The 1,048-nt window shown below is 47.7% G+C and carries 1 pseudogene; it reads right to left on the reverse strand.

Features of this window, described 5'->3' with window-relative positions:
• A pseudogene (locus tag WAA15_RS24440) lies at positions 1-1,048 on the reverse strand (hypothetical protein); the annotation flags it as partial.

The following is a 1,048-nucleotide window of genomic DNA, read 5'->3' on the forward strand; positions in this document are numbered from 1 at the left end:
TTGATGGTAGCACTACATCCACTCGCTGTCAAGGTTGTTGTCTCTGTGCCACACAACTCTGTCTTGGTTGTCGCTATTACTGGTGCTACTGGCGGTGTGCCGGTCGTAATAGTTATTACATTCGATGTATTGCTGCTACCACAATTGTTCATACAAACTGCACTGTATGTACCTGCACCGGCTGTTCCTACTACGATACTGCTACCAGTCGCTCCTGTGTTCCACTTGATGGTAGCACTACATCCACTCGCTGTCAAGGTTGTTGTCTCTGTGCCACACAACTCTGTCTTGGTTGTCGCTATTACTGGTACTACTGGCGGTGTGCCGGTCGTAATAGTTATTACATTCGAGGCATTGCTGCTACCACAATTGTTCATACAAACTGCACTGTATGTACCTGCACCGGCTGTTCCTACTACTATACTGCTACCGGTCGCTCCTGTGTTCCATTTGATAGTAGCCGTACAACCACTCGCTGTCAAGGTCGTTGTCTCTGTACCACACAACTCTGTCTTGGTTGTCGCTATTACTGGTGCTACTGGCGGTGTGCCGGTCGTAATAGTTATTACATTCGATGAATTGCTGCTACCGCAATTGTTCATACAAACTGCACTGTATGTACCTGCACCGGCTGTTCCTACTACGATACTGCTACCGGTCGCTCCTGTGTTCCATTTGATAGTTGCCGTACATCCACTCGCTGTCAAGGTCGTTGTTTCTGTACCACATAGCTCTGTCTTAGTTGTCGCTATTACTGGTACTACTGGCGGTGTGCCGGTCGTAATAGTTATTACATTCGATGAATTGCTGCTACCGCAATTGTTCATACAAACTGCACTGTATGTACCTGCACCGGCTGTTCCTACTACGATACTGCTACCAGTCGCTCCTGTGTTCCACTTGATGGTAGCACTACATCCACTCGCTGTCAAGGTTGTTGTCTCTGTGCCACACAACTCTGTCTTGGTTGTCGCTATTACTGGTACTACTGGCGGTGTGCCGGTCGTAATAGTTATTACATTCGATGAATTGCTGCTACCGCAATTGT

The organism is Emticicia sp. 17c (assembly GCF_037153985.1).
Lineage (GTDB): Bacteria > Bacteroidota > Bacteroidia > Cytophagales > Spirosomataceae > Emticicia.